This is a genomic window from Sporocytophaga myxococcoides DSM 11118 (genome assembly GCF_000426725.1).
GTDB classification, from domain to species: domain Bacteria; phylum Bacteroidota; class Bacteroidia; order Cytophagales; family Cytophagaceae; genus Sporocytophaga; species Sporocytophaga myxococcoides.
In genome coordinates this window covers 380217-406491 of sequence record NZ_KE384560.1, presented here as the reverse complement: position 1 = coordinate 406491, position 26275 = coordinate 380217, and the positions used below count along the sequence as shown (strand labels likewise).

Below are 26275 nucleotides of genomic sequence, written 5' to 3'. Positions count from 1 at the left end.
TTATCTGAAATAGTTAGTGAAATCAATTGGAATTGCAGATGTAAACTTTTGAATTAATTCATTACTTTCTGATTAAAAAATTTAAGTAATTTTATAAATGTTAAAAATTTCTGTATAAAATGACTCGTAAACTTTTCTCATTCACTTTTGGTGCATTATTAATATGTATCAATGCCTTTTGCCAGGCTCCAATCTTAAAAGATTCGACAAAAGTAGGAGGTATTTACCTTAGTTTTAGTGAATTCAAAAACAACAAACCTTCCATAAAATGTCAAGTAAGAGCTAAAGAAACCAAAACCGTTTACGGATTTTTTGAAAAATATGTCCAGTACAAAATGCGGCTTGAAGATACTATAGATATAAAAATGAAGCAGGTATGGGGATTTTGCGATGGCAAAGATGTATATCGTGCAGAAGGATTATCGTTCGCCAAATATGATCACATTTTCAATAAAATGGAATTACTTGGAAAATATAGCTATTACAATACGGTTTCAACTTCATACATGAGTGCTCCAGCTCCAAGTGGGGGTGGAAGTACGGTAAATCAGCTTGTACCATTTCTATTGAATATGAATAATGGTTTTGATTATGAACTAAATAAAGAAGCAATCGAAGAAATAATTAAAAGGGATGAGCAGCTCTTTTCAGAATACAAGGCTGATAAGCAAAGAAAAAAGCGTTATTACGACTACATAAAGAAATATTGTGAAACGCATCATGGAATATAAAAAGTGCTATTAAAAATTTAACCAGGGTGAGATCAGAATCTATTTGCGTCAATATGGCTATCCAGATTCAATTACAGGGTTGTTTATTACGAAACTGCATTAAGCAATTATTCCAATTCTATTTTCATTAAAAATCCCGGCTTCATTTTCCGGGATTTATTTTTATCACATTGATAATAATCCTAAAATATAAGAACCTGAATACATTATGCTTTCTTCACAAACTCCGATTTTAAAGCCATTGACCCAAATCCATCTATCTTGCAATCTATGTTATGATCACCTTCTACTAACTTGATGTTTTTCACTTTTGTCCCTGCTTTTACTGGCTGTGGAGATCCTTTTACCGGCAAATTTTTTATTACCACTACAGAGTCACCGTCTTTTAGAATATTTCCATTTACATCTTTTACTACAAGCCCCGTTTCTTCCACTTCATTAGGATCCCACTCATGTCCGCATTCAGGGCACATCATCAACGATCCGCTTAAATACCCGTAAGGAGATTTGCATTGTGGGCATGGTTTGTTTTCTTCTGTCATTATTTTATTTTGATTAAAGTATTGAAACTAGTAAAAAGAATTGAACTCGTCCACTCTTTTTATTTTTTCCATAATTGAAGTTTTTCACAAAATGTGCATAACTACAAAAGTATGAAACTTAACTATCTAAATTCTATCTACTTTAATCAATCGAATACAATATTTTACAAATGATATTAAGAATTTATAATGACTATACAGAAGCAATTATTACAAGTTACTACCTATCTCAACAATGAAAGGTCTTTTTTTCTTTTAAATGAGGATTAGTTATTTTCAGAAGGTTATCAATGAATGAGTGTATTTTAGAACTTACCTTGGAAAAAATAATTTTAAGCTTAAAGTGGAAGGCTTAAGGCTAAAAGTGGTTATGCTTTATAACTAACGATTTACTCAGTATTATTAAAACACAGAGATACACAGAGAAATGCTCAACAAACTAAACATAAGCATCGGGATAAATGAAGCATTGCTGAACATGGTCTCTGTATATCTCTGTGTCTTCTCTATATAATTCTGTGTAATAATTTATATTCCAAAACTCAAAGTGAAAGCTTTCACTTCATGAATTCCTTACCTCTTTAATTTTAAATACCTTCGTACCTGCCGGTACCTCCCACTCTACAATATCTCCCTTTCTATACCCGATAATAGCCGACCCCAGCGGAGCTAATATGGATAACTTATTTTCTTTAAGATTAGAAACAGAAGGTGGAACAAGTTTGAAGGTCATTGTTTTCTTTTCTTTTTCATCAAAAATATCAACTTCAGAGTTTACTCTTATTACATCTGCAGGTAGACTTTCACCTTCTACAACTTTAGCAGATCTTAACTCAGTACTAAGCTTTCTCAAACTATACTGAGAAAAATCTGATGGAGTATTTTTTATAAGACTTGTAATAAGATCATAGTCTTGCTTTGATAAAATAATTTCCTTTTTCATAAAAGTCTATTAGTTTAAATTAAAATGCTTTATTGATGCAGATGAAAAGCCCCCTGCTGTTTGAAAATATAAATCGTGGAGAGATTCATGTTTACCTTTGATATCTTTTTTGTATAGGAAATAAGGCTCTATCTGCCAGGTCTCAACATATCCGCCAAGCTTCATAAATTCAAAACAACTATTTAACAACTCTTCTCTTGCGATATACTTATCTGAAAGAATATATTTATCATTCATAGATCTGGTATAAAATCCTGAAGCAAGGAACCAGGCAGAAACTCCAAGGGCAAAGGATTTATATAGATCAAAACCGGATTTAATTGTCCCTTCTGCAATAATCTTAACCTCTTCATCCAGCTTATGCATTCTTAAAACCTTACTAACATTGGCAAAAAAGTCATCCTGCTTTTTGCCTTCATTTGCTGGATGACATAGGAATGACTTATAAAACTCCTCTGAAAGTGTAATAAAATCCGGAATAGTTAATGACTTATTAATTGCACTGCATAGATCCGACAAACAGCCTCTATTATACTTCGTGAGCTTTACCCCAACAGGCTTCCCCATAGTGATGCGTCTGATCTTCCAGATAAAGTTTAACAAATCTTTAAGGTTATCGATACGAGTATCGTCACTGGAAAAAGCTGCCATCATTGAAGAAAGATCAATCTCTATCATCTTGACATTCGGCTTCGATACTGATTGAAGAAAAAGAATCTCATTAAATGTTTCATTCAACATAAATGGGCTTCCCCTTTTTATTTCCAGCACAATATCGTTCCTGTCCAAACTCTGAGTAGAACCTCCACTTTTATATTCTAATTGAAAATAAAAATTACTATTTCTGAAATGGATTACATTCATGAAATATGGCTGCATGCATTGACTGCTTCCAATGTGCACCTTTAAATCTCCTTTTGATACATCTGAACTATCTCCGGAAACTATCATAAACTCATTAGGCATAGAATCCATAGAACCTATAACTGACGGATCTGTGGCTACAATGACCGGAACATCCTTTATTTTCAGATAAGACAACCAGTAATACTTATTTCTTTTATCAGAAAGAAGGCGAAATGCCAAGGCTTTAATTCTACCACTCCACCAGTCGGACTTCTTTACAATCAGTTCATGAATTTCAGCTTTTCTAAAGTACCAACTTCCAGACATGATCATCCTCTGCATCATCAGAAGTAACACTGTTAACAGAACGCTAATAACTACAAGTATATCACTTGCTATATATATGGCAATAAAAATGGTGATAGCTGTGAAGCATATGGCAGCCAGGAAAATGATTTTTTCGACCGGCTCAAGAAATATTTTTTTAAACATAGCTAAAGACGATTAATTAATAACAGAAACTCAAACTAGTAACTGAATTCCCCGAACCCTTTAAATAAAAAGAATGGGTCGGGGATTAATTAATAAAGTCTTTAGAAGGCAGAGAAAGAAGGAGATTAAATAAAAAGGCCTTGGTACATACAGAATCTGGCTGAAAAACAAAACGCTTCCTGGTAGGAAATTGTAGCAGATTATATGTTTTTAAAAGACCTCCCATTATTAATCAAATCTAGTATATATATTCAATAATGACACACTGTGTTTTCACCTATACACACTCTATGAAAATACTGAACAACAATACATAAATGCTATAAAAATTTTCATGGAACTATATTGGACGCATTAGGCTAATGAAAGTATGAGGGCCAAAACAACAACAGGTCCAGATAATAATATCGGAACCTGCCTCGTCACTATAGGTTAAAATATTTTACTCCTTTATAAACATATTCTGAGTAAGCAAAGATCCATTTTCAGAATAAACCAGAATAGTATATAAACCTTCATTTAACAAATCGACATTAATGGAAGAGCTTCCTATGCCTTCCATGCATAATTGACCTGTACTAATGATGATCATAAATTGATAATTCCTTATTCCTTCAACATTAATTATATTTTAAACAGGATTAGGAAAAATATCAACAAGCACTTTGCTATTGTTTTGAATAGATGTTGTGAATGAACTTACTTTAAATGAACGAGTCTTAACATTTTTGAATTTATCTGTTGGAGAATAGTAATAATCTCCCTTTTCATACTTTGGTTTTGAATTGATTTATTCTTTAACAATCTTTTGAATATATACGCCCCCCTCCTGAGTCGTAGTTTTAAGTAAGTAAAGTCCTATAGGAATATCTTCAATTGTAACACTACCTTTCCCCTGTGGGATTATTGAGCTTAAAACTTTATGATTACTCATATCAAAAAGGGAGATTTCTATATCTGCTTTGCCCGCAACATCAATGTTTAAAATATTCCTACATGGATTTGGGTAAACCATCTGTATTATTGAAAGCGCAGAGGATTGTCCCAATGAGGTTACTTCACTATATCCTTCATATATAATCCTGGTTTTATAATTAATCCCAGTTGTCTGAAAATCTGATGCTCCAACCTCTTTACCTTCATTTATTATTTCTGTCAATGCGCCGTTTGAATTATAGGTATTGGTAGTCAATTCAGAAGAAATAAACTTCCAATTGTTGTTGGACCAAACTTCTGCGATATAACCTGCATCATTTCCTTTAGCATCTACAGGATAAATAATTCTTGAAAAAACTATCGGACCGCTACCATAATCTCCCTGAATTATCATGGTTGTATTACCCTGGACATCTTTTGTATGAATCTCATCTAATGAATAAGTCCAGGTTTTTGTATTGAAGCTGTATGATTCAAATCTACCCTTTTTTATTCCCTCACTATCTGTCGTGTAAATAATCCTTTGATTGGTGCCTTCTTCAATTAGACCAGAAGAAAATTTTTCTTTTTCAAAATCTATCCACACCATATTAGAATATTTTTTGAATATCCTCCATGAAACTGTTTCCCACCGAGATTTCTCTACCATATCCGGATATTCTAGTGTGCCATTAGAACGGTAATAAACAATTCTTTCGCTATTCACCCAAGTAACTCCATCACTTGACCTGAAGCTTTCAAACTTCGAAAGGTACCCTTTGGAATCATATGTCCGGATTTCTTTACTTGAGGGAATAAAGATATTATTCGTATATAAATAAGTATAATTTCCTATCTCTTTTCCCAGATTATTATATGAATAAACTTTCTTAGAAGAAGTATCTCCAGCAGAATTAAAATAGAGTTCTGAAACCAGATTGTTATTACCATCATATTCAAATTCCATTTTACCATTATACTGCCAGCTTCCTGCAGTATAATTCCAACTATAGTAATTCCCCATTGCAGGCTGCCCATCAATTGTCTTTGCTATTCCAGCTTTAGCACCTTCTCTTTGAAAGATTAACAATAGCAAAAGAAAGAGCATTAATAGATTCTTCATTTTTATAAGTCTGTTTTAAAAAAGATATAATTAAAATAATTGTATGTCTAACTCAGCACTTCGAATATCAAAAGTCCTTAAATTATTTTTTGCTTTTCACCTGGGTTGCTATCAACTTCAAAGATTTATCATAATATTCTTCCATGGCTTCATTACCTTCACTATGATAAAATTCCTTGAGATCACTAAACCTTTGGGTATAGTCAAAACCAATTGCATACTTGAGTTTCGCCAATGCTACGGGTGATATTAATAAGGTACCTGCTCTCAATTGCTCGATATTATTGTGAAAATTAAGAACACATACATAATCCTTTACGTTAGGAATTGAAAATAAATTTGCAATCTGCTTCGTCACCACTTTCCTAATATTCATTTTACTTTCTTCGTAATCCTCGGCAATACGGTAGGTAGAGATTATCCCCATTCTATTTTTAAGATAAGAAGAACCATAAATAAAGTTCATCCGGGGTAAATATAAATCATGCTCAGTTATTCCAAGGACTGCAACTGCATCCGTAGGCACATTATTCTTTAAGTAGTTTTCTATTAAAGAATTTGCATTTATCTGTTCGGTCAGATTTACCGAGCTACTCTTAAATTTATTATAGTATCCCAAATCGTCTTCTGAGACTAATCTTGTCTCTACCTTTCTATTCTTTATTTCTTCAAAAGAAATATTGCCCAGAATTTTTACTTCCAATTGAAAAAAACTCTTTAGATAATTTATTTCTTCTTTGATTATTCCTGCTACTTTATCACTCATATTCCCGAGAGGCTGCAGATAAATTATCTTTCTTACACTATCACGTTTATTAGGATTAGAAAGAATAAATTCTGTCAATGATTTATCATATCTTTTAAAATTCCTCTTCCTATGCAGAGATTCAAGATAGTTTAGACTGTAATCAGAAGTATCTATATTGACAACCGACGCAGCATGTGTCTTTTTCAATGTTTTATTATTACTACTATCACATGCAGTAATACACCAAAAAATAAAAATAATGGCAACAAATTTATTCATAATTATAAAATACTATTTACTTTCTCCTCTGGCAATTATTCTATTAATGTAATCAGTAAGTTTAGCTTTCTCATCGTCATAAGAGTCGGAATTAATTTGAGAAAGCAGAAAAAATTCTGTAATTTGTTCAGAGCTCAACTTTCCATGAAAATGCAGATAATTGACTTGTTCAACAAAACTTTCCAAATTACTTTCATATTGAGCAGCTCTTTCCAAAGCTTCAGGATTACCATTGATATATAATCTTCTTTCAATCTCTGAAAGATTATCAACTAAATAAGTAGCATCAACTGCAACTTTTTTTTCCATCTTTGGATCTATCTTACCAACCCCATTGCAAAAAGCACAGCTACCGGGAATCCATTTAAGCACCTGATTCAATCTTTTAATATCAGCCCAATCTACGTGTCCCTTGCCAAGACACCGAGGGCATTCTATTTGTGATTCACCTCTATTAAAAAACCGATTTAAAAAATTCATAACATTTAGAATTAAAACTTCCGGAATCTAATTTACAATATTTGTAAGCAAAGTTCCAGCTATCCTAAATACACCATTCGTGAATACCGACACCATAAACCTTTCAAGTCCGGTAAAGACTTAGTATTAGAATATTCCCTACCATATATTATGATCTCTTTTTATCACTTAATCACAATTTATTTTTACACAAAAAAAGTTTTATTAACTTACATTCAATGTGTTACCCTAAAGAAAACGTTAGAGCTAAACCAATGATGACAAGCTACCTGATAAACTCACTTATAAGATGAAAACACTGGAAAAAAATACAATTTCGTTAAACAAAGAAATTGCTTGGTTTGAATCTATTGTAGACTCCCGCATCCGGAATTATTTTCAAAATGAAGAGGAAAAACTTCTATCCGATAATCCTCCGGATCTAAAAGATGATGGTTCCAACTATGCCTCACTTGTTGAGTACTATAGTATGAGTCCATATGAAAGAATTATCCTTTTGTTAGCCCTCATTCCTCATTTAAAACCTCATGCACTTGATATTTTCTTTACCAGAAATTCACTTCACAATCGTGAATTTACTGAGTTTGGAGGATACAAAGGCAATGTACACAACGGCTTTCTACCCACTATAGAAACCGCTTCCTTCATACTGGCAGGCACTGATCTTGCAAAACGTTTTCAGCTTCAACAAGTACTTACAGAAAAACACTTTCTCAGAAAACATAGAATTATTCTACTAGACAGTTTAAATGATAGAGATCCCCTCTTTAGCAGGCCTCTGCGCATTTCAGATGAAATTCTTACTTTCCTTACCACCGGAGAGGTTTACAAGCCTGACTTCAGTACAAATTTTCCTGCTTCACTTCTTACCACTAAACTTAATTGGGAAGACCTGATCCTGGATCATAATGTTAGGGAAGATGTTGACGAAATAAATAACTGGATACGTTATGGTAAAGAATTGCTTGAGACCGGAGATATGGGTAAGAAACTGAAACGAGGCTTTCGAGCATTGTTCTATGGACCACCGGGAACAGGTAAAACGCTTACTGCAACATTACTCGGTAAGTCCAATAAACTTGATGTCTATCGCATTGATCTATCTATGGTGGTTTCAAAATACATAGGTGAAACCGAAAAGAATCTTGCAAGTGTTTTTGATATGGCTGAAAATAAAAATTGGATTTTATTTTTTGATGAAGCAGATTCTTTATTTGGGAAGCGAACTGCCACTAAGGATTCAAAGGATCGCTACGCTAATCAGGAAATATCATTTCTACTTCAACGCATTGAAGATTTTCCTGGTCTGGTCATACTTGCTACCAATCTCAAAGGTAACATTGACGATGCCTTCGCAAGGAGGTTCCAGTCAATGATCTACTTTCCTATTCCTGCACCAGATATGCGAACCGAACTTTGGACCAAAGCTTTTGGAAAGGATTTTGAGCTTGCGCCCTCCGTGAACATTAAAAAAATAGCAAAGGAGTATGAATTATCAGGAGGTGCCATCACGAATGTGCTTAGGTACTGCGGGCTCAAGGCAATCAGCAGACAGGAAAAGATGATTGAAGAAGAAGATATTTATACTGGAATAAGAAAAGAACTTATCAAAGAAGGAAAAACTATTTGAGTCATAAAAGGAAAACAGTTTTAAAATGGCCTGGCAAATGAACTAAAATAATACAACAACTCAACCAAATTAAATAACATTCAAATTTATTTATCTTATAAGAACAAACTGTACTAGATATGAATAACAGCATCTTGAGCAATCACCAGGACAACAATCATTATGTGGTTTAAGAAACTTACCGGCTTTGAAGAAACATCGCCGGAATTTGTAAGGGAAAATATCATCGTTAAAGGTAACACTATTCAGTCCAAAGCAAATGGGAGATCATACCAATTTGGATCCTTGCAGATACCTACCCTCAAAACATTAAAAGAAGAAGCACCTCCAAGGGAAATATTCAAAGACAAAATTTCCATATCTGAAATTGTTGCCAACGTTCAACAACTTCATGGTGATAGCAATAACAAAAATGCTTTATTCCAGGCAGCTTCACAGTTTAATTTACTTGAAATGGTGGGGCCTCATATCACTCCTGAACGTGGTATTGATATCTATGAAAAGGACTACACCCAAGGTCCTGCATGCGCAATTGCTTGTGGAGCAGGAACAATCTACAGAAACTATTTTGTATTAATCAACGGACAAACGGGACAAACTGCCAGCTCCCAGATAGACTGTTTGGATCTCATCGGTGAAGCCCTGAACAATAAAGAACTTGAGCTCTGGAAAATGAGAAACGGATATGCTTTATTAAATCAAGATGGACTGTTACAAATCAACCGTCAAATCAATGAAATGAGCAATTCTGAAAGAGAAAGTTTAAAGGATAAACTCAAAATCGGGATACAATGGGATACAGAAGTTACGCTTACTGAACAAAAGCAAATTGTATCTCAAGCTTACTGTTCCGCACTTCCTGTTGCTTATTCTCACATTGAATCTTTTTATTGGGAAAGCTTTGCGAGAATTGTATTAGAAGCTACTTACGAAGCTACTTTATATGCAGCTTTGATAAACCTTGAGAGGACAGATTGCAATAAAGTTTATCTCACTCTTGTAGGAGGCGGAGCTTTTGGAAATGAGCCTAGCTGGATACTGGAATCACTTGTCAAAGCACTAAAAAAATTTATTATTACACCTTTGGATATAAATATAGTGAGTTACGGAAAATCCAATCCAATGCTACAGAAAGTTATAAGTGAAATTTGAAATGACATTTTGAAGTGTAATAAGTCTTGCTTTTCTAATAGTGGGCTACAATGTAATTCTATAGGAATTTTGTGCTTCAGAAAATGTTTGATATCAATATTTAAACTCACAAGCCGTATCACTCCTCAAGCTTCTCATGCACTTAGGAGATATCTGTTGGACTATTACATGCTGCCAGCATTGATAAAATTGCTATAAAATTCTCACATGATTACCAATTTTCATATTCTGGCCTGAAGCTCAATTTTAAAAATATAGGTATATAAAAAAAGCCCCGAAGTAAAACTCCGGGGCTTCATTGTTAAACTTATCACTCACTACTTATTACTTATTCTTATTAGAATCAACTTCTTCATAGTCAACATCAGTAACTCCTCCTGTATCTGTTGGACCTTGTCCGGCAGCACCGCCACCAGCTTCAGCGCCTGCTCCCTGAGTTGCACTGTACATTTCCTGAGAAGCAGCTTCCCATGCTTTGTTCAATGATGCAAGAGCAGTATCTATTGCATCTGCATTTCTTGAACCGTGAGCAGTTTTAAGCTCAGCAAGGGCGCTTTCTATAGCAGATTTATTTCCTGCAGAAAGTTTATCTCCGTACTCTTTCAATTGCTTTTCAGTCTGGAAGATCAAAGAGTCAGCAGCATTGATTTTCTCAGCACTTTCCTTCTCCTTCTTATCTGCCTCTTCGTTTGCTTTAGCTTCAGCTTTCATCTTCTCGATCTCAGCATCTGTTAAGCCTGAAGAAGCTTCGATTCTGATCTTCTGTTCTTTTCCTGTTCCTCTGTCTTTAGCTGATACGTGAAGTATACCGTTAGCATCGATATCGAATGTTACTTCGATCTGAGGAACTCCTCTTGGTGCTGGTGGTATTCCATCAAGGTGGAAACGTCCGATTGTTCTATTATCTCTTGACATCGGTCTTTCACCTTGCAATACGTGAATTTCTACAGAAGGCTGGCTATCTGAAGCCGTAGAAAATACTTCTGATTTCTTAGATGGAATAGTTGTGTTAGACTCTATTAGTTTAGTGAACACACCTCCCATAGTTTCGATACCTAGAGAAAGCGGAGTAACATCAAGAAGAAGTACATCTTTTACTTCACCTGTCAATACACCACCTTGGATCGCAGCTCCTACAGCAACTACCTCATCAGGGTTAACTCCTTTAGAAGGTTTCTTTCCGAAGAATTTCTCAACTTCTTCCTGAATTCTAGGAATTCTCGTAGAACCACCTACAAGGATTACTTCATTAATTTTATCTATTGAAAGACCAGCATCTTTAAGTGCTTTTTTGCAAGGCTCAAGCGTTCTCTTGATTAGAGAATCTGCAAGCTGCTCAAATTTAGCTCTTGTCAACTGTCTTACAAGGTGCTTAGGAACACCGTCAACAGGCATAATATAAGGCAGGTTGATCTCTGTAGAAGTAGAGCTGGAAAGTTCAACTTTAGCTTTCTCCGCAGCTTCTTTCAATCTTTGAAGTGCCATAGGGTCCTTTCTAAGATCCAGGCCTTCGTCTTTCTTAAACTCTTCTGCCAGCCAGTCGATGATAACCTGGTCAAAGTCATCACCTCCAAGGTGTGTATCACCGTTAGTAGATTTAACTTCAAATACACCATCACCTAATTCAAGGATTGAGATATCAAAAGTACCGCCACCAAGGTCAAATACTGCGATAACCATATCCTGATGTTTTTTATCAAGACCGTAAGCAAGTGCTGCAGCTGTAGGTTCGTTGATGATACGTTTTACCTCAAGACCTGCTATCTGACCTGCTTCTTTAGTGGCCTGTCTTTCTGCATCGTTAAAATAAGCTGGTACAGTAATTACGGCTTCTTTTACTTCCTGACCCAGATAATCTTCTGCAGTAGCTTTCATCTTCTGAAGAATCATCGCTGAAAGCTCCTGTGGAGTATAGTGTCTGTCTCCTATTTTTACTCTTGGAGTATCATTAGGTCCTTTTTCCACATTATAAGTAACATTTGAAGCTTCTTTAGTTACTTCAGAATATTTCTTACCCATGAATCTTTTGATAGACATAATGGTATTTCTCGGATTGATAATCGCCTGACGTTTTGCAGGATCTCCGACTTTTCTTTCCCCATTGTCAAGGAAAGCAACAATAGATGGAGTTGTTCTCCTACCTTCGCTGTTGGCAATTACAACCGGTTCATTTCCCTCCATTACAGACACGCAGGAGTTCGTTGTACCTAAGTCTATACCAATAATTTTTCCCATAAATAAATATTTTTAAAAGGTTTTAATTTTCTCTGTTGCTTGGTACTATAACAATGGTTATGCCAACAGGAATTCCGAACTGACAGTATGCCATTCTGGCATAAACCTATTAAAAAGGGAAAAAAAAGATGAAAAAAAGGCAAAGAAGGCATTCTTTGCCTGACAAAAAGCTTATTAAATTGATTATTTTATTGCCGCAGTGGGAGTTGAAACAGGCGCGGGAACAAAATCTACCTGAATATCGTGCACTTTTTCATTTCCCATTTTTTTCATATTTATTAAAACTTCAGGTGTTTGCCATATTGCATTCTTATCAGTAACGGTTTTAGGTTCCCCATTTTTATCGGAAAAGAATGCCTTTAATTCATCAAAATATCGCTTTTGTGATGGTTCATCTTCAGGGTAAACATTAAGCTGTATCTTATTTATCTTCAAATCTTTACCATAAAAATAAGACACCTCAGCTTCTTCAAGCTCATTTACTTCAAAAAGATAATCAAGATAAGTTTGCTCTGTAGAATCTCTTTTGGTATCAGCTTCCAAATCACTTACTTCATCCTTAGTCATTCCAAAAGTTACCCCTCTGAAAACCCCACTATCTGCTTTGAGGATTTTTACCATTTCCGTTCTAAGGGTGTCTATACCTGATACTAAAGTATCTGTTTGTTGCGGCTGTTCCGTTACTTGCTCTTCTGTTTGTGTTTTATCTTCTGAGCAGGAAAAAAGACAAACAGCAATCACCAATGCCCCTGCAATACTTCTATAATTCATTTCTTATAAATTAAATACCCTAAATAGTAATACACTGCTATATTAATAAATCTTTGCCAACCGTTAAAGTTTTTGAACGTTAATGAACTAATTCGAACAAATTTTATCATTGCAATGAAATTAACTATCTTTAACCAGTATGTGACTTTTTTAAACTCAATGAAATCAGGACGCTTTTTGTTTATTATTCTTTTATTTCTCTTTTCATGCAATGTAAAACAAGACCATGAACTGGAACCGGATTGGGACGCCCAGATTCTGGGACCACTGGTCAAAGAGGATCTCACAATTAATGAAATTCCCGACATAGACAGTTTTGCCTATGTAAAGACTTTCAAACTTGCGGATTTCGGAATTCCCAACCCTTCAATTGCAGTGAATATCCCTGCGATTCCTTCAACCAATCTCGGCCCCTTTGACCTGGACCTTACAGAAACATTCAAATCTGCAGAAGTCGAATCAGGTGAGATATATTTCGTCCTGACCAATAATCTCCAAGTGGATGTGAACTCAGGCGTAAACGTAGTTATTAGTCAACCTGGCGGAACAACACCAATATTGGTAAATCAAACCCTTAACACTGGTTTACCATCCAATGGGGGTGTCTATAGAATGACTCCTCTGAACCTGAATAACAGGCAACTTTTGCCTAACATGCAGTTGCAAATCAATAATTTTTCCACCAAAAACAGCAATGGAAAAGTTATTATAGACCCTGAAAGGTCATTTAAAATTGAAGTTTATATCCATAAGTTGAAGTTCAAATCAATCACACTCTCAAAGGGAAATACTTTTAATGTAGAAGAAACTGTAGACTTAAACCTTAAGGGAACAGATATCAATGCTGAATCTCTTTCAGGAAAGTTATATACTTTTGCCAACAATGGCATGCCTTTAAAATTCAGTCTTCAGCTGTACTTCCTTGATGGCTCCTATAATGTACTGGACTCTCTCTTCAATACAGATCCTACTATTCAAGAGCCTGTGATAGCCGGAGGGGTAACGGTAAGTCCGAGAGAAACAAAAATTACAACTGAGCTTAACGAAACCAAAGCCAATAAAATAATCAACGCAGAATTCCTTCGAATCAAATTCAATGCTGCCAATCCTCCTGATGTCACCATCAACAAGGATAACCTTTTGAAATTTCAGCTCACCGGAGATCTAAATGTTGCAATAAAAAAATAATTTTCCATGAGAAATCTTTTTACAGCACTGTTCATTTTTTCAACAGGATTAATTGCTTCGGCTCAAAATAATATGGGCACGAGGTATTGCAATTACAATGATCTGAATGCTTCCAAATATTCTCCTTCTGAACTGGACCTTGGAAACAAGCACGCTCAGATTGGCATAAATAGTTACGTTTGGCTGGGCAATACAGCTTTTGATTATAAGACAGCTAAAGAAATTTATCAAAAAGGATTAATTCAAAACCAGGATGTCAATAAAATATTATCGAAGCTGAACAGTGAAAACCTTTTTGGTGCAGGCTTAGACTTTCAATTGTTGGGAGTTGCAGTGCAATTTAAAACAAAGTCAGAAAAAAAATTGGCATTTTCTCTAGGTGTAAATGAAAGATCAGGTACAAGTTTTTTATTTGGTGAAAACTTCCTGAAGCTTGCTTTAAAAGGGAACAAGCAATTTGCCGGACAACGTGTAAACCTTGGTCCTGCAAGTCTGAATGTGAACTACCTCAGAGAATACGCACTGGGCGCTGCTATTCCTGTTTTTGGTAAAGAAGACGGATTTGGAATAAGAGCGGGGGTTCGGGTAAAGTATCTTACAGGCATCGGCTCCATATATATGCGCCCTGCCAATGGATCGATGTATACAGATCCGGAAGGACGCTTCATAGATTTTGATTTTAACTATAAAGTACAAACCTCCGGTATCGACAACATCAACCTATGGAACTCCAATGGTAAAGGTTATGGTGCAGATGCAGGCGTAACTGTTTTTGTAAATAAATACCTTCAATTTACCACCAGCATATTAGATATCGGTGCTGTAAAATATGATAAAGATGTTACAAGCTATGAACGATCAGGGCAGGTAAAATATGAAGGATTGATCATAAGCAGGTTTTTCGGAAGCCAAAAATATAGCACTGATACCCTTGCCCAGATTTTTGACCCTATAAAAACCAAGGGTGGATCATATAAAACACCGCTAAGTACCAGGCTTGTTATTGAAGGGAAAATTAAAACACCAAGAACTTCCAAAAAAGATGAGTCGACATACAACTCTAACACCATCTTCTTTACTTATATCCAGGGATTTCAGAACCTTCCAGGCTCTACAACAAAGTCATTTTTCAGCATAGGCTACAACCATGACTTTCACAGAGTATTTAACGGAGGAGTATTACTCTCTGCAGGAGGATATAATAAGCGAGCGATAGGAGCCTTCTTTAGTTTTAAATTAGGACAAAGTTTTAAATGGGGATTCAGCTCAGACAACCTTACCGGTTTTATTTTTCCTAACCATGGAAAAGGAGCAGATTTAGCGACCAATATTTCAGTTGCCTTTTAGAAAAGTTTAGGCAATTGATCCTGGTTTCTCTTTAATTGCGAGCTGACCGCAGGCGGCATCTATGTCTTTGCCCCTGCTTCTCCGAACATTTACAGTAACTCCCTTAGCCTCCAGATATGCTCTGAATTTCTCAATCCTATCCTCTTTGGCATTCACATAAGCAGCTTCAGCAATAGGATTGTATTCTATAATATTGATTTTGCAAGGTATGATTTTACTGAATTCGTAAAGCTCACGAGCATCCTCAATCTTGTCATTCACATCATGGAATACGATATATTCATATGTGACACGGGTCCCTGTCTTTTTGTAAAAATACCTTAGAGCCTCGCCCAATGCTTCAAGTGTATTGGTTTCGTTGATTGGCATGATCTCATTTCTCTTCACGTCATTTGCAGCATGCAGAGACAATGCAAGGTTAAACTTCACCTCATCATCCGCAAGTTTTTTGATCATTTTAGCAACGCCGGCAGTAGAAAGTGTTATCCTTTTGGAAGCCATATTCAAGCCTTCAGGAGAAGTTATCATTTCTATTCCCTTCAATACATTAGCATAATTGAGCAAAGGCTCCCCCATACCCATGAATACAATATTGGTTAAAGGAGTGTTATAATGTTCCTCAGCCAGCTGTCTTATAAGAACCACCTGATCATAAATTTCTCCAGGCTCAAGATTTCTCTTTCTTTCCATATAACCTGTGGCGCAGAATTTACAGGTTAGTGAACAGCCTACCTGAGAAGAGACGCAAGCTGTCATACGATCGTCTGCTGGAATCAAAACTCCTTCTACCAGATTGCCATCAAAAAGCCTGAAACCCACTTTGATAGTTTTATCCGCACTTACCTGCTTTTGAGCAATAGTAACCTTTTGAAATGCAAAGCTTTCCTTTAACAAATCGCGGGTTTTTATGGAAAGGTTGGTCATTTCATCAAAAGAAGACGCACTTTTATTCCAAATCCATTCATAAATCTGTTTTGCACGAAATCCCTTCTCCCCCTTTTCTTCCAGAAAGATTTTCAGATCCTGAATAGTTTGTTTGCGAATGTCTTTTAAAACCTGAGTATTCATAGGTGCAAAGGTACAAATAATCCCTCTAAATTAACTGATTCCAGTTAAAACATATATGGACGATATAAAATTCATATCGAAATTTCAAACAGTTATGCCTTAGAATCCGTTACAGTCATGTTTTTTCTGAAAATCGAATTGGATTTTTTCTTACTTTTGTATTACCAAATTAAGTCATATGAAAAAAGCATTACTTTTCCTCGCATTTTTATTTTGCGTATCTGCTTCATTTGCTCAGGTAACGCTGGGAGTTTATTACTTCCCTTCCAAAACAGGTATTCTGACTAACAATTATGACCCTCAATACGATAGCAAAAATACATTTGCAGGTGGAGCGGGTCTGAATGTGGACTTTAGACTGGACAGAGCTACAACCTTCCAGACAGGTTTATTTTATGCCTCTCATAATCAAAAATTTACATCAGAACTTCAATTTCAGCCTACTGATACGGCGCGTGTATTAAGTGGAAAAAGAAGACTTGATTACATCAAACTACCATTATTTTTGAGAGCATCTCATAAGCTAACTAAAAAAACTGATTTCGTAATTTACGGAGGTCCTCAACTGGGATATCTTATTAAAGGTGCCGGAGGAAATGTGATATACACAAGAAGAGAAGACGATCCTAATTTGACTAAGTTTTATGATCTGCCTCCTTCTAAAAACGATTACTATAATAAATTTATCATCGATGCAGCCATTGGAGCAGGGTTAGATGTTTATCTTAATCAGCATTTTACATTTAACACAAGTGCAAAATTTGATTTCGGCATTACCAATACCTTAAATAAGAAAGCAAAAACCAATGCGGACGTCCCGGTTACTAGCTACGATAATTATAAGCAATTTTATCACAACTATACCTTCGCTCTTTTACTTGGAGTAACTTATCATTTCGGAAATGACCATTTATTGTCACCTACAATGAGAGGAAGAAGATAGTTAAAAAAGAACTTTCATTGCAAAAGCCGAAATTCAAATCAATGAATTTCGGCTTTTGACATTTTTACCGAATGGTGAAATTCCAGAACTGCTTAACTCAGACAAATTGTCACCACAACAAGCAAAAAAACAGAAGAGAAATGACATTTTTTCCTATTCTTTAAATTATGCACCAATGGACGAAAGTTTGATGTTTAGGATTTAGAATAAAAGTTAGTCAACCTATGAACTTTAACAATTATACAATAAAGGCCCAGGAAGTCATTCAAAGGGCTACAGAAATTGCCGGAAGCAATCAACAACAGGGGGTTGAATCGGGACATATCTTAAAGGCCATCCTCGAATCGGACGAGAATATGATTGCCTTTCTTTTAAAGAAACTGAACGTTAACAAAAATCTTTTTGAGACCAAACTGGAAGAGATCATCCGCTCCTACCCTAAAATGAGCGGAGGCAGTCCATATCTGTCCAACGATGCCAATCAGGCTTTAGTAAAAGCAAGTTCTTTTTTAAAGGAATTTGGTGATCAGTATGTAGCAGTAGAACACCTTTTACTAGGTATTCTGGGTGGAAGAGATAAAACCGCAACCTTGATGAAAGATGCAGGTTTTTCAGAAAAACATCTGAAAGCCGCTATCCACGAATTAAGGGGAGGATCAAAAGTAACAGATCAAAATGCAGAAGCAAAATACAGGTCGTTGGAAAGATATTCCAAAAACCTTAACGAACTGGCTAAAGCAGGCAAAATAGATCCCGTAATCGGTAGAGATGAAGAAATCAGAAGAGTACTTCAGATACTTTCAAGAAGAACTAAAAATAACCCTGTTCTACTTGGTGAACCAGGGGTTGGTAAAACTGCGATAGTTGAAGGATTGGCGCAGAGAATTGTAAATGGCGACGTTCCTGAAAATCTGAAGTCAAAGACCGTTGTATCCCTTGACATGGGACTCCTTGTTGCAGGTGCCAAATACAAAGGCGAGTTTGAAGAAAGATTAAAATCCGTAATTAAGGAAGTAACTGATTCTGATGGAGAAATAGTACTCTTTATTGACGAAATCCACACACTGATTGGAGCAGGCGGAGGCGGTGAAGGTGCAATGGATGCAGCAAACTTACTGAAACCTGCTCTGGCGAGAGGTGAGTTGCACGCAATCGGAGCAACTACTTTAAAGGAATATCAAAAGTACATAGAAAAGGACAAAGCTCTTGAAAGAAGGTTCCAGGCTGTGATGGTAGATGAGCCGGATCTTCAGGATGCTATTTCTATATTAAGAGGTATCAAGGAAAAATATGAAGTACACCATGGTGTGCGAATAAAAGATGATGCCATCATTGCTGCTGTAGAGCTTTCTAACAGATATATATCAGACCGTTTCCTTCCTGATAAGGCCATTGACCTTATGGACGAAGCAGCTTCAAAGCTTAGAATAGAGATTGACTCTTTACCAGAAGAACTGGATGAGGTGCAAAGGAAAATAATGCAGCTTGAAATTGAGCGCGAAGCTATTCGCAGAGAAAATGATAAAGAGAAAGAAGCTCAGCTTTCTAAAGATATTGCAGAGTTAACGGATAAGCGAAATGAACTGAAGGCACAATGGCAAAATGAGAAAACACTCATAGAATCCATTCAGAAGGAAAAGGAAAATATTGAGAAATATAAAAATGAAGCTGAACAGGCTGAACGTTCCGGTGACTATGGAAGAGTAGCAGAAATAAGATATGGAAAAATAAAGGAGAGCGAAAAGAATCTTCAGGATCTTCAAAAGCAAATTCAGGAAACTCAGGCACATGGAAGCTCCATGCTGAAAGAAGAAGTGACTGCAGAAGACATTGCTGAAGTAGTAGCCAAATGGACTGGAATTCCCGTAGCCAAAATGCTGCAGAGCGACCGTGAGAAATTGCTTCATCTTGAAGAAGAACTTGGGAAAAGAGTGGCAGGTCAGGCAGAGGCTATCCAGGCTATATCAGATGCTGTAAGAAGAAGCCGTGCAGGATTGCAGGATCCGAAAAGACCTATTGGTTCTTTTATTTTCCTTGGAACAACCGGGGTAGGTAAAACTGAATTGGCAAAAGCTTTAGCAGAATTCTTATTCAACGATGAAAACGCAATGGTCAGAATTGACATGTCTGAGTATCAGGAAAGGCATTCTGTAAGCCGGCTTATTGGAGCGCCTCCGGGATATGTTGGTTATGAAGAAGGAGGACAGCTGACCGAAACAGTAAGAAGAAAGCCTTACTCTGTAGTTCTGCTGGATGAAATTGAAAAAGCTCATCCGGATGTATTCAACATACTGCTTCAAGTACTTGATGATGGAAGGCTTACTGATAACAAAGGCCGTGTTGCAAATTTCAAAAACACGATTATAATCATGACTTCTAATATTGGAGCAAATCTTATTCAGGAAAACTTTGCCGAGATAAATGAATACAATGAAGACGAGGTTGTTGAAAGAACAAAGGTCGATGTTATAGAACAGTTGAAAAAGTCTGTTCGTCCGGAGTTCCTCAACAGGGTCGATGAGATCATTATGTTCAAACCTCTTTCCAGAAAAGAAATCAGGAAAATCGTAGATATCCAATTTAAAGGAATTCAGAAGAGACTTGAAGAAAGTGGTATTAGAATAGAAGCTTCACCGGAAGTATTGGAGAAACTTGGTGAATTGGGATTTGATCCACAGTTCGGAGCCAGACCACTGAAACGTGTCCTTCAGCGTCATATATTAAATGAATTATCTAAAGAAATACTTTCAGGAGCTATTAAGAAAGATGAAGTTGTGGGAATTACGTTGGATGAAAACGATAATATTCAGTTTCTGAATCTGGAATCTGTAAAACTCTAATTTTACCAAAAAAAATAAAATTCAAAAGGCTGCTCATAAATAGGGCAGCCTTTTTTCATTCTATCTTATCTTTTCTTTCTTGTGAAGGATTAGGCGAAATTTCGACTTTTTTTGCTGTACATCTCATTTTTTATGACCTTTCCCTTTGCTCCCTTGCCTATTTTATCCTATTAAACCTTGATTTAGCATAAATCGTATAAAGTAAAATCAAGATAAAACTTTGACCCATGGTCCACTACTTCAGTTTGGGATTTATCAAAATAGCCTACCTGGATGTATTTGTACACATTCTTTTTATTATTGCATTGTGTGGAATCTATACATTCAAATCAGTGCGCCTAGTTGCAACTTACGCAGCTTGTTTTGTTTTGGGATACCTGATTACTTTCTTTTTATCAGCATTTGGAATCATAAACACCCCGGCAAGATTGCTCCCCTTCCTACTTCCTTTGACGACATTAATTGTTTCAGTATCCAACTTCTTTCTTAAAAAGAACGCATTTACTAACAAATATTCCCCTCATAACTACAGATATTTTCTTGCTCTAGGTGGTGGATTACTTCACGGCCTTGATTTCCCTGCTGCCCTGGGATCAGTTTTACATGCTGACAAATTGTTTCTACCAGTTTTTGCTTTCAATATGGGAGTTTTATCTGCTTTGTTTTTGACAATTTCATTCCTGCTAATCACAGCATTCATACTTACTTATTTATTAAGAGTAAATATCAGAGAATGGAATTTAATATTATCAGGTGCTTGTGCCGGCATTTCAATTTACATTATAATGCATGCTTTTTTCTATGCCCAGGTTTTGAAATAGCACAAAACAGCAAGGTAACTGAGGGAGGAATTAATTATTTTTTTTGTTTTTCAAAAACCATCCTAAAAATATAACAACCTAAAATTCAATCTAAATCTAAAAATCAAAATATACATATAGACCGTTAAAATGGAATTTTAGAAATCATCATTTCCATATTTTTCATTTTCTTCCTTCTTCTTATTCCTAAGTCCACCATTACGTGCAGAATTTAAAAATTGAGACCAAGCAAAAGGATTGAGTAGGCTTAGAGTTGGCTGATAAAACCTGTTTTCCATTTTTGCAGTTTGCTGCTGCATGTAATAATTGTGGTTGTTCTTGCTGCTTGCTTCTTGTGTATAAAGCATTCTTCTCATTACCTGCTCATTCAGATTTTTATGCATGTTATCGTAAGAATTGCCATCCAATTTGAGCGAAAGAAAAGCTTCTTTAAATATTTTTTCTGTTGGCCATGGAAAAACTTCGACTGTGGGCAAAATAGAGGTATCACCTAATAGCTCTATTACGAGACTCAATTTATTAGTGTCTTTAGGTACGATAAAATACTTTTCCTTAAATCCAAGTGATTTGATTACGATACTATCGCCTCCTAAAGCAGGCATCGAAAAATAACCGAGATAGTTCGTGATGGTTCCCCTTCCTGATTTTGGAGTGTAAATAGTGACCCCAGGAATTCCATATGCACTGTCACCACCAATTACAAGACCAGAAAGCTGAACAATATTTTTCCCATTTTGTCCCTGTGAAATAAGGGAATAGGAAACAAAAAGCAGGATAAATAAAATTCTTCTCATAATTCAAGACACTAAAGGTAACGGAATTTTGCCTGAATAATTATAGCCTAGAGGAAATTTATAGCATGTTACCCTTACCAGCTAACTCTGCTCTTCCAGTATAAATGCGGCGAAGATACAAATAATCGTTGCACATATCCCGATAACGCCAAGAACATCAAAATTACATAGCAGGTTTTCTTCAGTGTAAATTATTTTGCCACTTATAGCTGTTGCGGCGCTTCCTGCCAACAACTGAATAGAAGAATTAATTGTGATAAACCTGCCTCGGTGCTCACTCGGGAAAAGTGAATTTACGAGGGTAAGTCCGGACATTTGCCTTGCAGTGGAAAGACACCAGAAAAGAGTGGTCACGAGCAAGGTTGCATTTTTTTCCGTAAAAGGAAAAGTAGTAAGCAACAACAATGGAATTATTGAAACAAAATTAAGAAGCAGAAATACATTCTGTTTCCCAAATTTATCTATAAGGTAGCCCACAATAGGATTAACAAACAATGCTGCGAGTCCACCATAGAAGAACATTAATGCTATTTCTTCTGTAGAAAAATAAAAATTTGTAGAGACGAAGGCACTTAGAAACGGCAAAATTGTAGCTCCTCCTGCAAAAGTCAACAAAGACATAAAAATCACCGGCCAAATAAAATTTGCGTTTAAGACCACAGACCTTAGCTTAACCGAAACATTTGATCTTGTAATTGTGGATGACTTCTGAGTTTTAGGAAGGAAGAAATATGTCAGAGTAATAACTATAAAGTTAATGCACAACAGCACCATGAATGGAAATTTCCAGCCAAAATTATCTGAGAAAAATACCGCAGTCGGTACACCTACAATTGTAGCCATACCATTAGCAATCATTACAAAGCTTGTTGCCACACCAAGTTTCTTCAATGAAAATTTCTCTCCCAGGTAAATCATCACTAGCGAAGACATTACCCCCCCGAAAGCCCCAGTAAACATCCTGGCCAACATGAAGAAATAATATGTATTCGCGATATAACTTAATATTGATCCTGTAAGGAAATAAAACAAACAAAACAACAAAGCCTGTTTCCTGTCAAACCGATCTATAAAAAATGAAGAAAAAAAGCCTGCAATTGCTGCAGTAAGTGTATATGCTGAGATAATCAACCCGTATTCATCCGGACGTATCTGAAAAGATTTCATGATTTCAGGACCAAGGGGCAATATCACTATGTAGTCAATAACAAAAGTGAATTGAATACACGCCAAAAGGAAGATTAGCGCAATTTCCTTAAGAGTCGTAGAACTCTCATCTTTAGTTGAAAAATCATTTAATGCTACTGGAGAAGACATACTTCAAATTTACATTCAACATTTACGATAAAAGTAGGTGATGAGTTAACAGAATTCACCTAATAGATCTCGTCCTTTTTCCTTTTTCTCAATTGAATCCTGTTAACCTTTTCCGGAACAAAAGTACTCATCCAGACATACCTGTCTTCGGACTTTAAAAATAAAGAATATCTACCTGATTCCCACGCATTAAATTTAAATTTACCATCTTTATCTGTCTTTATTATTTCTTCTTCTCCGGTAAGTTCATTGGACAAGATTAAAGAATCCTTAGGAGATGGGTGATCCAGTGTATCAAGCAATAGACCTTCACATTCCTTGTATTTCAAAGGGGCAAGCTCCAGAGTAATATAAGTCAATACTGATCCCTTGCGTTTTCGTTGAACGGGTTCAAGCTTATATAAGCCCTTCACTCCTTTATATTCAGCATAAAAAATATTGGTGGTATCCTTATTAATTTCACACGAGAATTCTCCCACATTATTAGTCTTCATAACTTCAACAGAATCATTGGAAAAATCAAAAACTTTCACCATACAATTCTTTACCATTGAAGTATCTTTTATCACTCGCCCCTTAACAAAGGATTTTTTAACCTTCTCCATTGTTATTTTATTTCTTACAAGATTCTCATACCTCGAAGAAAAATAAAGTTCCGTTTGCGATACTTTATAATCATCCTTTACAGCCTCCACCATATAATGCCTTCCGGGCATGAGGTAGCAAGAGAATGTCCCCTTGTTAGAGCTTTTAACAACCCATTCAACTTTTCCGGTTTCTGTGTCAGAAATTTTTATAGTAACCCCTTTTAAAGGAAGTGCTTTTAGTTTATCAAGCATTACTCCTTCATATTTTATCTTATGAATGATGATTCTGTATATATCATCCCCACCTGATTTTTTCCTGTTACTGGAGAAAAATCCTGTAGAAGTATTATCAGTAAGTATTAGGGAAAAGTCGTCTTTGGAGCTGTTTAAAGGGGCTCCAAGGTTTATAGGTTTGGAAGCATGATGCTTAAGATCAACAAAAAAAAGATCAAGCCCCCCGATGCCTGGCAATCCATTGGAAGAAAAATACAGACAACTATCCTTTGACACAAAAGGAAACATTTCATTTCCTGATGTATTGATTGATGTACCCATATTCTCTGGCATCATCCACGCGCCATTGTGGAAGATACTTCTGTAAATATCTGTTCCTCCGTAGCCTCCAGGCATGTCTGACACGAAATAAAGGCAACTTGTATTTTTATCAAAGAAAGGATGACTTACAGAATAGGCTGAATTATTAAATGGCAGTGCTTCTGGTTTTGTCCATTTTCCATTCTGATCCTTTTCAGAATAAAACAGTTGTAGCCGCTTGGTATCTTTCCCAACCGCTTTTTCATTTTTGGAAAAAACAGCTCTTCTTCCATTTTCAAAAAATGTAATTGGACCTTCGTTTAGACCTGTATTAAAGTCTGTAAATTTTTGCAGCTTCCCAAATCCCGAATCGCCGGCAAATTCAACAAAGTACAAGTCAAGAAAATTACCCTGATCGGCTGCATCAACATTCTTTACAAGTTCAATGGTTTTTCTGTTAGAGACAAACACAAGGCCTTTCTGATAAAATGCCGGGCAATATTCTGATGCTGAAGAATTAATAGGTAGTTCTTTTACACTGTAAAATAAAGAATCTCTAAAGAATGTATCATAAGCATCAAGACCTCTCCTTTTGGACTCAGCAATGGCCCTTTTGCTCAGACTCTCTTTACTATACAGGTCATACCAGATTTTTGCCTCGTCCTTTTTCCCATTGATCACCAATGCCTCTGCAAGATGAAGCTTATAATCTGCCAGGTTTATGATGGCGTTATTTCTTTTAAATCCTTCTTTATACCAGTATTCTGCATCTGTAGTATTATTAAGTTTCCAATAGCATTCGCCTATCTTAAATCTGATATCAGCATTTCCAGTATCCTTCCTAGCAATACGCTGAAACATCTCTCCGGCTTTTAAATAAGCTTGCTTCGCATAGAGATCTTCCGCCAGTTTCAAATCATTTTTAAAGTGTGCAACTATATTTTTGTCCTGACTATAGAGTAGTGATGTTTTTGATAGCAATACAACAGCAACAATCAACTTCAGAAAAACCTTCATCATTAAAAATATCTTGGTGTAACAACTTTAGTTTTTGTATATGAAAAAAGGTAGCTAATCATAATTTCATGTGAGCCAGTATTAAATCCAGACAATTTGGAAAGACTATGATCATAAGAGTACCCGAAGCTGAGCTGGTCATTTGCATAAACCTGAGCCAGAAATATTAATGAAGTCTTACTTCTGTATGATACCCCAAGCCAAAGAAATTCCTTGTAAAGAAAATTAGCATTATAATCGATCTGAATGGGAGCGCCTTCTATATATTTTATAAGTGTGCTAGGCTTAAATTTCAGGTTCTCATTTACATCCGCAACATAACCCGCTGTAAAAAAATAATGATTCTTTAATTCCATTCGATTAGCAACATATTTTGAAGCGAGGAAATTGCTGGCCAGATAGGGAACAGAAGCTCCGGCATAAAACTTTTTTGAATTATAATAAATTCCAGCTCCAAATCCAGGAGTAATTGTATTATAATCTTCCTGTTGTAAAGTAGGATCATTAGCCGCTTTGTAAGTCAAGTCGCTATATCTCGCAAGATAATTGGAAGCCCCAGCCTGAAGCCCAAATGCCAGAGTAGAGCCTGTGGTAAGATGTAACCTATAAGCATAAACTACATTTAATGTAGTCTGTGTAAAAACAGAAATATGATCATTGGTAATCAAAGCCCCCAACGCCATCTTTTCTTTGCGTATAGGCGCATGTGCTGAGAAAGTAAGCGTTGAAGGTGCTCCTTCCACTCCACTCCATTGTTTTCTTCCTGTAGCAGTGAAGTTTAAAGCTTCACTGGAGCCGGCATATGCCGGATTAATCGCAAGCCCATTAAACATGTATTGCGAATACAACGTAGCCTGCTGGGCTTTGGTTACCCAAGACAGCAAAATTAAACTTACCAGTAATATACTTGACCTGACCACGTGTACTTAACT

22 protein-coding genes are annotated in these 26275 nt (G+C 36.0%); 8 read left to right on the top strand and 14 right to left on the bottom strand.

Annotation, left to right across the window (positions count from 1 at the left end; genetic code table 11):
* The first annotated feature begins 119 nt into the window (after nucleotides 1–119).
* Complete coding sequence (locus K350_RS0119845; protein ID WP_028981381.1) at nucleotides 120–731, top strand: hypothetical protein; 612 nt, start codon at nucleotides 120–122, stop codon at nucleotides 729–731.
* Between the two features lie 206 nt (nucleotides 732–937).
* On the opposite strand, the gene K350_RS0119840 is transcribed toward K350_RS0119845, so the two are convergent.
* The 7 genes from K350_RS0119840 to K350_RS0119805 form a co-directional block, all read right to left on the bottom strand.
* Complete coding sequence (locus K350_RS0119840) at nucleotides 938–1273, bottom strand: zinc ribbon domain-containing protein YjdM (protein WP_028981380.1); 336 nt, start codon at nucleotides 1271–1273, stop codon at nucleotides 938–940.
* Between the two features lie 562 nt (nucleotides 1274–1835).
* Entirely contained in the window at nucleotides 1836–2216 is a 381-nt protein-coding gene (locus tag K350_RS0119835; protein WP_028981379.1) for a GreA/GreB family elongation factor, read from the bottom strand.
* A gap of 9 nt (nucleotides 2217–2225) precedes the next feature.
* On the bottom strand, nucleotides 2226–3554 hold the full coding sequence (locus tag K350_RS0119830; protein WP_028981378.1) for a hypothetical protein: 1329 nt from the start codon (nucleotides 3552–3554) through the stop codon (nucleotides 2226–2228).
* Between the two features lie 442 nt (nucleotides 3555–3996).
* On the bottom strand, nucleotides 3997–4146 hold the full coding sequence (locus K350_RS32440) for a hypothetical protein (protein ID WP_156027109.1): 150 nt from the start codon (nucleotides 4144–4146) through the stop codon (nucleotides 3997–3999).
* Between the two features lie 198 nt (nucleotides 4147–4344).
* Nucleotides 4345–5592: a T9SS type A sorting domain-containing protein gene (locus K350_RS0119815; protein WP_081671080.1), complete on the bottom strand. Its 1248-nt coding sequence runs from the start codon at nucleotides 5590–5592 to the stop codon at nucleotides 4345–4347.
* Nucleotides 5593–5674: 82 nt separating this feature from the next.
* Nucleotides 5675–6619, bottom strand: a complete 945-nt coding sequence (locus K350_RS0119810) for an archaemetzincin (protein WP_028981376.1) — start codon at nucleotides 6617–6619, stop codon at nucleotides 5675–5677.
* A gap of 12 nt (nucleotides 6620–6631) precedes the next feature.
* Entirely contained in the window at nucleotides 6632–7099 is a 468-nt protein-coding gene (locus tag K350_RS0119805; protein ID WP_028981375.1) for a hypothetical protein, read from the bottom strand.
* Between the two features lie 289 nt (nucleotides 7100–7388).
* Between K350_RS0119805 and K350_RS0119800 the strand changes: the two genes are divergently transcribed.
* Nucleotides 7389–8729, top strand: coding sequence for an ATP-binding protein (locus tag K350_RS0119800; protein ID WP_028981374.1), 1341 nt, complete (start codon nucleotides 7389–7391; stop codon nucleotides 8727–8729).
* Nucleotides 8730–8891: 162 nt separating this feature from the next.
* On the top strand, nucleotides 8892–9881 hold the full coding sequence (locus tag K350_RS0119795; RefSeq protein ID WP_037576459.1) for a hypothetical protein: 990 nt from the start codon (nucleotides 8892–8894) through the stop codon (nucleotides 9879–9881).
* 324 nt (nucleotides 9882–10205) lie between these two features.
* Here K350_RS0119795 and dnaK read toward each other — a convergent pair whose 3' ends face one another.
* On the bottom strand, nucleotides 10206–12116 hold the full coding sequence (gene dnaK, locus K350_RS0119790; protein WP_028981372.1) for a molecular chaperone DnaK: 1911 nt from the start codon (nucleotides 12114–12116) through the stop codon (nucleotides 10206–10208).
* A gap of 183 nt (nucleotides 12117–12299) precedes the next feature.
* Nucleotides 12300–12887 carry a hypothetical protein gene (locus K350_RS0119785; protein WP_028981371.1) on the bottom strand — a complete coding sequence of 196 codons (588 nt, stop codon included), beginning with the start codon at nucleotides 12885–12887 and terminating at the stop codon, nucleotides 12300–12302.
* Nucleotides 12888–13046: 159 nt separating this feature from the next.
* Here K350_RS0119785 and K350_RS0119780 point away from each other — a divergent pair, with 159 nt between their 5' ends.
* Entirely contained in the window at nucleotides 13047–14075 is a 1029-nt protein-coding gene (locus K350_RS0119780; protein ID WP_028981370.1) for a hypothetical protein, read from the top strand.
* 6 nt (nucleotides 14076–14081) lie between these two features.
* Complete coding sequence (locus K350_RS0119775) at nucleotides 14082–15422, top strand: DUF5723 family protein (protein WP_028981369.1); 1341 nt, start codon at nucleotides 14082–14084, stop codon at nucleotides 15420–15422.
* 6 nt (nucleotides 15423–15428) lie between these two features.
* On the opposite strand, the gene rlmN is transcribed toward K350_RS0119775, so the two are convergent.
* Nucleotides 15429–16490 carry a dual-specificity RNA methyltransferase RlmN gene (gene rlmN / locus K350_RS0119770; RefSeq protein ID WP_028981368.1) on the bottom strand — a complete coding sequence of 354 codons (1062 nt, stop codon included), beginning with the start codon at nucleotides 16488–16490 and terminating at the stop codon, nucleotides 15429–15431.
* A 178-nt stretch (nucleotides 16491–16668) separates the two neighbouring features.
* Between rlmN and K350_RS0119765 the strand changes: the two genes are divergently transcribed.
* From K350_RS0119765 to K350_RS0119755, 3 genes are all read left to right on the top strand, one after another.
* Nucleotides 16669–17433, top strand: coding sequence for a porin family protein (locus tag K350_RS0119765; RefSeq protein ID WP_028981367.1), 765 nt, complete (start codon nucleotides 16669–16671; stop codon nucleotides 17431–17433).
* A gap of 224 nt (nucleotides 17434–17657) precedes the next feature.
* The gene (gene clpB, locus K350_RS0119760; RefSeq protein WP_028981366.1) at nucleotides 17658–20273 is read left to right on the top strand and encodes an ATP-dependent chaperone ClpB; all 2616 of its coding nucleotides are present in this window, start codon (nucleotides 17658–17660) and stop codon (nucleotides 20271–20273) included.
* Nucleotides 20274–20500: 227 nt separating this feature from the next.
* Nucleotides 20501–21094, top strand: a complete 594-nt coding sequence (locus K350_RS0119755) for a HupE/UreJ family protein (RefSeq protein ID WP_028981365.1) — start codon at nucleotides 20501–20503, stop codon at nucleotides 21092–21094.
* Between the two features lie 137 nt (nucleotides 21095–21231).
* Here K350_RS0119755 and K350_RS0119750 read toward each other — a convergent pair whose 3' ends face one another.
* The 4 genes from K350_RS0119750 to K350_RS0119735 all read right to left on the bottom strand — a co-directional run bounded on the left by K350_RS0119750 (nucleotide 21232) and on the right by K350_RS0119735 (nucleotide 26263).
* Nucleotides 21232–21888 carry a carboxypeptidase-like regulatory domain-containing protein gene (locus K350_RS0119750; RefSeq protein ID WP_028981364.1) on the bottom strand — a complete coding sequence of 219 codons (657 nt, stop codon included), beginning with the start codon at nucleotides 21886–21888 and terminating at the stop codon, nucleotides 21232–21234.
* An 81-nt stretch (nucleotides 21889–21969) separates the two neighbouring features.
* Entirely contained in the window at nucleotides 21970–23205 is a 1236-nt protein-coding gene (locus K350_RS0119745) for an MFS transporter (RefSeq protein WP_028981363.1), read from the bottom strand.
* A 59-nt stretch (nucleotides 23206–23264) separates the two neighbouring features.
* Nucleotides 23265–25346, bottom strand: coding sequence for a PD40 domain-containing protein (locus K350_RS31505; RefSeq protein WP_156027108.1), 2082 nt, complete (start codon nucleotides 25344–25346; stop codon nucleotides 23265–23267).
* Entirely contained in the window at nucleotides 25346–26263 is a 918-nt protein-coding gene (locus tag K350_RS0119735; protein ID WP_028981362.1) for a PorP/SprF family type IX secretion system membrane protein, read from the bottom strand. The genes K350_RS31505 and K350_RS0119735 overlap by 1 nt, the downstream gene beginning before the upstream one ends.
* Nucleotides 26264–26275 lie beyond the last annotated feature (12 nt).